The sequence below is a fragment of the Gordonia sp. LUNF6 genome, assembly GCF_047041125.1.
In the GTDB taxonomy this organism is placed as follows: Bacteria; Actinomycetota; Actinomycetes; order Mycobacteriales; family Mycobacteriaceae; genus Gordonia; species Gordonia sihwensis.
On the sequence record NZ_CP178181.1, the window covers coordinates 3,964,765 to 3,971,257 of the forward strand.

Annotated in this window: 8 protein-coding genes; all 8 read right to left on the reverse strand. The window is 63.3% G+C overall.

All coding sequences use genetic code 11. From position 1 onward, the window contains the following. Positions 1–69: 69 nt before the first annotated feature. Positions 70–1,155 (reverse strand): ParB/RepB/Spo0J family partition protein, encoded by a 1,086-nt coding sequence (locus ACK8HH_RS18615; RefSeq protein ID WP_006896760.1) that lies wholly within the window; start codon positions 1,153–1,155, stop codon positions 70–72. Beyond that, positions 1,152–2,096, reverse strand: a complete 945-nt coding sequence (locus ACK8HH_RS18620) for a ParA family protein (RefSeq protein ID WP_081598115.1) — start codon at positions 2,094–2,096, stop codon at positions 1,152–1,154. Before ACK8HH_RS18620 ends, ACK8HH_RS18615 begins: the two co-directional genes overlap by 4 nt. Before the next feature lie 71 nt (positions 2,097–2,167). Further along, complete coding sequence (rsmG, locus tag ACK8HH_RS18625) at positions 2,168–2,872, reverse strand: 16S rRNA (guanine(527)-N(7))-methyltransferase RsmG (protein ID WP_045537107.1); 705 nt, start codon at positions 2,870–2,872, stop codon at positions 2,168–2,170. A 627-nt stretch (positions 2,873–3,499) separates the two neighbouring features. Then, the gene (locus ACK8HH_RS18630; RefSeq protein ID WP_045537109.1) at positions 3,500–4,054 is read right to left on the reverse strand and encodes a protein jag; all 555 of its coding nucleotides are present in this window, start codon (positions 4,052–4,054) and stop codon (positions 3,500–3,502) included. A gap of 45 nt (positions 4,055–4,099) precedes the next feature. Further along, positions 4,100–5,275 (reverse strand): membrane protein insertase YidC, encoded by a 1,176-nt coding sequence (yidC, locus tag ACK8HH_RS18635; protein ID WP_222110784.1) that lies wholly within the window; start codon positions 5,273–5,275, stop codon positions 4,100–4,102. A gap of 3 nt (positions 5,276–5,278) precedes the next feature. After that, complete coding sequence (yidD, locus tag ACK8HH_RS18640) at positions 5,279–5,596, reverse strand: membrane protein insertion efficiency factor YidD (RefSeq protein WP_006896765.1); 318 nt, start codon at positions 5,594–5,596, stop codon at positions 5,279–5,281. Further along, positions 5,593–6,015, reverse strand: a complete 423-nt coding sequence (rnpA, locus tag ACK8HH_RS18645) for a ribonuclease P protein component (RefSeq protein ID WP_045537112.1) — start codon at positions 6,013–6,015, stop codon at positions 5,593–5,595. The genes yidD and rnpA overlap by 4 nt, the downstream gene beginning before the upstream one ends. Before the next feature lie 25 nt (positions 6,016–6,040). Continuing rightward, entirely contained in the window at positions 6,041–6,184 is a 144-nt protein-coding gene (rpmH, locus tag ACK8HH_RS18650) for a 50S ribosomal protein L34 (protein WP_006896767.1), read from the reverse strand. Between the last annotated feature and the right edge of the window lie 309 nt (positions 6,185–6,493).

A 6,493-nucleotide genomic window follows, 5' to 3' on the forward strand; every position in this document is an offset into this window, starting at 1 on the left:
TTAGCGCCACACATGGACGCCGTCACAGTGACGAAACAGCCACGTATTCTCGTATACCCCTTTGCGGGACTACTTTTCGGTCTGTTCGGCGATCACATTGACGATCCGCTCCAGATCGTCGACCGATCCGAATTCGATCGATACGCGTCCCTTCCGCTTACCCAGGCTCACCGTCACCTTGGTATCGAGACGATCGGACAGCCGGTTCGCCACATCCTGCAGCCCCGGCATCTCCATCGGCTTCCGCTTCTTCGCGGCGGGCTTGTCGTCGACGCCGTCCCGATTCGCGAGAGTGACTGCTTCCTCCGTGGCTCGGACCGACAGTCCCTCCGCGACGATCCGCGCCGCCAGTGCCTCCTGTGCGTCGGCACCCGCTTCCAGAGCGAGGAGTGCGCGAGCATGCCCGGCGGAGAGGACACCGGCCGCAACCCTGCGCTGGACCGGAATCGGGAGCCGCAGCAGCCGGATCATGTTGGTGATCACCGGGCGTGATCGACCGAGCCGAGTGGCGAGCTCTTCGTGTGTCACGTCGAACTCTTCGAGCAACTGCTGATAGGCGGCGGCCTCTTCGAGTGGGTTCAGCTGTGCTCGGTGAATGTTCTCCAGCAGAGCGTCTCGGAGCAGATCGCCATCCGGGGTCTCCCGAACGATGGCCGGGATGGTCTCCAGGCCCACATTGCTGCCGGCGCGCCACCGTCGTTCGCCCATGATGAGCTGATAGCGCGCGCCATTCGCGCCGGGGGAGGGGAGCTCCCGCACCACGATCGGTTGCATGAGACCGAACTCCCGAATCGAGTGCTCGAGTTCGGAGAGCGCCTCCTCGTCGAAGACTGTGCGCGGCTGCTTCGGGTTCGGCTCGATATCGCTCGGTGCGATCTCACGGTAGACGGCGCCGATCTCGTCTGCTCCACCGCTCGCGGAAGAGGCCTGTGACGCTGAGGGCGCGGGACCGGTCGGCGCGAGGAGATCCGACGATGGCTTCTCCGCCACCGCAGCACCGACCTTCGGTGATCCGCCACCGATGACGACGTCCGCGGCGGCGGAACCCATCTTCGTGGTATTCACACCGTGATCGTCATCGCTCGGCCCCGTAGGAATCAGCGCTGCCAGACCTCGTCCCAGACCTCCGCGACGTTGAGTGTCTCGCTGACTCATACCGTTCCTCCTACAGCAGCGCCTCGCTCCGCCAACTCACGGGCGGCGTCGAGATAACTCATGGATCCACGTGAACCCGGGTCGTACTCGATGATCGTCATACCGAAGCCCGGAGCTTCGGAGACCTTCACACTGCGGGGAATGATCGTCGACAGCACCTTGTCGCCGAAGTGATTCCGAACCTCCGCAGCCACCTGATCCGCGAGCTTGGTGCGGCCGTCATACATGGTCAACAGAATGGTCGACACATGCAGTTCTTTGTTCAGATGTGCCTGGACGAGTTCGATATTCCGCAGCAGCTGGCCCACGCCCTCGAGCGCGTAATACTCGCACTGGATCGGAATGAGGACTTCACGGGCCGCGACCATCGCGTTGACCGTCAACAGCCCGAGCGACGGAGGGCAGTCGATCAGCACGTAGTCGATCTCGAGTTCGGCCAGCACGGCCGGATCGAGGGCATTTCGCAGGCGGCTCTCGCGCGCTACGACGGAAACCAACTCGATCTCGGCGCCGGCGAGATCGAGAGTTGACGGAACACAGTACAGCCGATCGTTGGCCGGCGACTTCTGGATCGCTTCCCGCAGCGGCACGTCGTCGAGAAGCATCTCGTATACAGACGCGATCCCCGGCTTGCGATGGTCGATGCCCAGGGCCGTACTCGCATTACCCTGCGGATCGAGATCGATGACCAGGACCCCGAGGCCGTGCAGCGCGAGGCCGGCCGCGAGGTTCACGGCGGACGTCGTCTTCCCGACTCCACCCTTCTGGTTCGCGATAGTCATCACCCGCGGCTGTGGCGGTCGGGGGAGCCTGCCGGTGCCGCCGGGGGTCAAAACCTGGCTCGCGCGGGCTGCCGCGGTCGCTATCGGGGTGTCGTCGTAGCTCTGCACTGGCGGTACTGGTGGCGTTTCACGTGAAACGCTGGGCTCGTGGTTGGGCACCCCGGAACTCCTTCGGTCAGTGCTTCCATTGTGCGCCCTCCGGCGAAATGACACCAATTCTTGAGCCTCCATCAGTTCCGGCGGGCAGCCCGACGGGCCGCCCGCGCATCACGTGCTGTCTCATTCCGCCGCCCGACTATCAACGTGGTCGGCGTCTCCAGCATCGTCCCGCATTGAGCCACTGCCAGATCCCGGATCCCGGACCTCATCACCTTCTCCCAATCGCGAGCGATCTCGTCAGGCGCAGACTGCCCCTTCAGTGCGACCAATCTGCCGCCTCCTCGGATCAGGGGAGCGGACCATTTCGCCAGCCGTTCCAGCGGCGCGACAGCCCGCGACGTGACTACATCCGCCGGCTCCACGGCCTTCAGCACCGCCTTCTCTTCGGCGCGACCGCGCACCACCGTCACGTTGTCGAGCGGAAGCCCGGAGACCACTTCCTCAAGGAAGGTGGTCCGGCGAAGCAACGGCTCGATGAGGGTGATCGCCAAGTCCGGACGAGCGATCGCGAGGGGGATACCGGGCAAGCCCGCGCCGGACCCGATGTCGATGACGCTCGCACCATCAGGAATCTCCTCGGAAACCACGGCACAGTTGAGCAGGTGCCTGGTCCAGAGTTGCGGCAGTTCACGGGGACCGATGAGTCCGCGGACCACGCCCTCCTCAGACAGAATCCGCGCATAATTCTCGGCCAGCGGCAGTCGTTCGCCGAATATGGCCGCAGCGATCTCCGGCGTCGATTCGGCAGCCGCCGGCGTCGAGTCGTCCTCTGACATCTATCCATCCCTTCGATGTTCCACGTGGAACACGGCCGTTGTGGTGCCCGATCGGTTGAGTGGTTTCACGTGAAACCCGCTCCGCTCGCGAGCCGCGATCCTGAAGCACGCAGCAGATCCACGATCGAGACAACTACCGGCCACCCTGCTAGGGGAGCGGACACGCTCAGAGCAAGCACAGGTCTGAGGACAGACTTCGCACCGTAGCCGGACAGCCTCATTCAGTTTAGTCCGCACCGACCCGCCACCCGACGTCGGGAACCGATTTCCACAGGTTGCCGATCTAACCCACAACCTGACGCCACGCGTCGACCGGAGCTTCAGCCCCTGGTCTTGTTCCACGTGAAACACAGGGCCAGCCGCGAACGGTATTGATCGAACTGGGCAGTCGGACACGAGCGGGGTTTCACGTGAAACTCGTTCAGAGCATCAGATGACGCTAACCCGGAGAATCACACGGACGTAAGTCAAAACAACCGAATGGGAGAGTTACGGACAAGGCCTTAGACCCTGGACCCATAAAGTCACTGTGTCGAAAAGACGATCCCCGCGACACCCTGTTGTCAGAGCGTTGCGGGGATCGTCTGCGGATATCCAACCGGGGCTAACCCCGGATCAGGGGAGTCGTCATTCCTTGATGACGACCACACGGCGGTTCGGCTCCGCCCCCTCACTCTCGCTGTAAACTCCGTCAACCGCGGCGACGGCGTCGTGCACGATCTTCCGCTCGAAGGGAGTCATCGGGTCGAGCGACTCACTCTCGCCCGAATCCCGCACACGCTCGGCGACCTCGTTGCCGATGCGAGCGAGACGGTTGCGGCGATCAGCACGCCAGCGGCTGATGTCGAGCATCAAGCGGCTGCGGTCACCGGTCGACTGCTGCACAGCCAGTCGCGTCAGCTCTTGGAGTGCGTCGAGCACCTCGCCGTTGCGACCGACGAGCTTGGTCAGGTCCTTGCCGCCGTCGATGCTGACGATCGCTCGGTCACCGTCGACGTCGAGATCGATGTCGCCGTCGAAGTCGAGAATGTCGAGCAACTGCTCGAGATAGTCGCCGGCGATCTCGCCCTCCTCGACCAACTGATCCTCTTCATCGATCTCGTCGAGATCAGCGTCCTGCTCGATGGGCTCCACAGGATCGACCTGTTCAGTGTCGTCACTCGACACAGTCTGGTCCGTCATCTTCTACCTCACTTAATGGAAACGTCTGAATGAGTCGCGGCGCCGTCAACGGCCGCCGGGCCGACCCTTCTTCTTATTGCGCTTGCTGCCGGATTTCCTGGCTCCGCCCGGCTTCGCTTGACTCGGCTTCTGCCCCGGAGACGGCTTGTTGGCCGCCGGCTTGGTCGTGCCCTGTCCCTTGGCTGGACTCGACTTCTTGCCGCCGGCGGACTTCGTCTCATCTGACGCGTCGTCCACTTCACCGTCGACGACCGCAACCGTGGTCGGTGCCCTCTTCGTCTTGTCGGGTCGGGCGCCGGGCTTCGGTGCTGCGGCCCTGAGCCGCTCTTCCTTCGCGGCCTTCGCCTCTTCTTCTTCACGTGCGATGCGTCCGAAGACAATGTGCTGCTGGCCGTAGGTCCAGAGGTTGTTGCTGACCCAGTACAGGAGGATGGCGACCGGGAAGAACGGACCGGTGACCAGAATGCCCAGCGGGAAGACGTACAGTGCGAGCTTGTTCATGATCCGTGTCTGAGGATTGTCCATCGCCTCAGCACTCTGCCGCGCGACCGAGGCCCGCGAGTTCATATGCGTGGCGATCGAGGCCACGATCATCAGCGGGATCACCACGGCGGCGATCTGCCAGCGCGAGAAGTCGATGGGCTGGCCAGGATCGACGAACGCCTTGAACTGGTCGACCGGTTCGGTGATGTACGACGAGAGCGGAACACCGAACAGTCGCGCATCCAGGAAGTTCTGCACCTGGTCGGCACTGAAGACGTAGTTGGCGGTATTGCGGGTCTGCTCGGCAGTCATGCCGCCGCTGGCCGAACCGCCGATCGGCATCGAAGTGCCCGCACCCATCCGGTTGAACGAACGCAACACGTGGAACAGACCGATGAAGACCGGGATCTGCATGAACATCGGCAGACACCCGAGGAGGGGATTGAAGCCGTGCTCCTTTTGGAGCTTCTGCATCTCCTCGGTCATCTTGACCCGGTCGTTGGCGTACTTCTTGCGAATCGCCTGCATCTGCGGGTTGATTTCCTGCATCTGCTTCGTCGTGCGGATCTGCTTGACGAACGGCTTGTACAGAATCGCGCGGAGGGTGAAGACCAGGAACACCACCGACAGGGCCCACGCTATTCCGTCCCAGCCGGGGGAGTTCGGCATGATGCTGTCGAACAGCCAGTGCCAGACCCACATGATCCAGGACACCGGGTAGTAGATGAAGTTGAGCACGGCTCACTTACCCCTATCTGAAGTTGGTGCGGTGGCACCACTGTTTGAAGTCTTGCTGCGCAGCCACTCCACGGGTCCTCGTTCGGGGACCGGGTCGTAACCGGGCTTGTGCCACGGGCCGCACTTCAGCAGGCGCCACGTCGCGAGTACCGAGCCCCACACGAATCCGTGTCTGTCGAGCGCCTCGACGGCGTAGCCGCTGCAGGTGGGTTCGAACCGACAGGTGGGCATTCGAGTCGGCGAGATCCACGTCCGGTAGAGCTCGATGACGAAGATCAGGCTCGCCCGCGGGAGACGATAGAGCCGCTGTCCGAGACTCATGGGACGACCGTTCCCCGGTCCGCACGCGCACAGGCAGCGGCCACCTTGCGGTGGGCGAACGCGCCGAGCAGCGTCTCGGCCAGTTCGGAACTCGAACGATCCACGATCCCGGGGTGCGCTCGCAGTACAACGAAGGTCTCCGGCGGGAGCACCGAGGGCGCACTCTCGGCGAAGGCACGACGAAGTCGTCGTGCGGTCCTGTGACGGATCACGGCGTTACCGACCTTCTTCGAGATGATCAGGCCGAGCCACGGCCCACCGTGCAGGGCCACGTCCGGGCGCAATCCACTCCCGTCCGGCCACGCCGGTGCGACCGGCGCCACGTGAACTGTCAGATCACGTGCCGAAACCCGCACACCCTTGGAGAGTGTGCGGGTGAAATCGGACTTCCTAGAAATCCGCGCCGAGTCGGCCGACACCGATTGCCCGGGCCGGATTCGCGACTCAGGCGGTCAGCTTGGCGCGGCCCTTGGAACGACGTGCGTTCACGATGGCGCGACCGGCGCGAGTCCGCATACGCAGACGGAAGCCGTGCACGCGAGCGCGACGACGGTTGTTCGGCTGGAAGGTGCGCTTCCCCTTGGCCACTGGAAACTCCTCGTGTTGGAACTGCAGGCGGTCTTCGGCCCCTCATGGATCGGCCGGGGCCGAGCTCGTGATGAGCGCGCGTTACCGCAGTCCATGTACAGGCGACCTTTCGAGGGTACTGGCCCCCGGAAACCAAATCAAACGACGGGTTACCTGCAGATATCTCCAGACCCGAATTACACCTGTGGGATTTGTTCACAGAACAATCCACAGGTGTGGACAACTTTGTGGACAACTCGCGCCGAGACCCGCGTTCGTGGCACCCTCTAGGTCTGAAACGATCCGATTCGACCAAACGAGGGGGAGCCA

What these genes read in the sequence shown, in the direction of transcription:
- ACK8HH_RS18615 (WP_006896760.1), bottom strand. Translation starts at nt 1,155, where the DNA reads ATGAGTCAGCGAGACACTCAACGTCGCGGAGGTCTGGGACGAGGTCTG.
- rsmG (WP_045537107.1), bottom strand. Translation starts at nt 2,872, where the DNA reads ATGTCAGAGGACGACTCGACGCCGGCGGCTGCCGAATCGACGCCGGAG.
- ACK8HH_RS18630 (WP_045537109.1), bottom strand. Translation starts at nt 4,054, where the DNA reads ATGACGGACCAGACTGTGTCGAGTGACGACACTGAACAGGTCGATCCT.
- yidD (WP_006896765.1), bottom strand. Translation starts at nt 5,596, where the DNA reads ATGAGTCTCGGACAGCGGCTCTATCGTCTCCCGCGGGCGAGCCTGATC.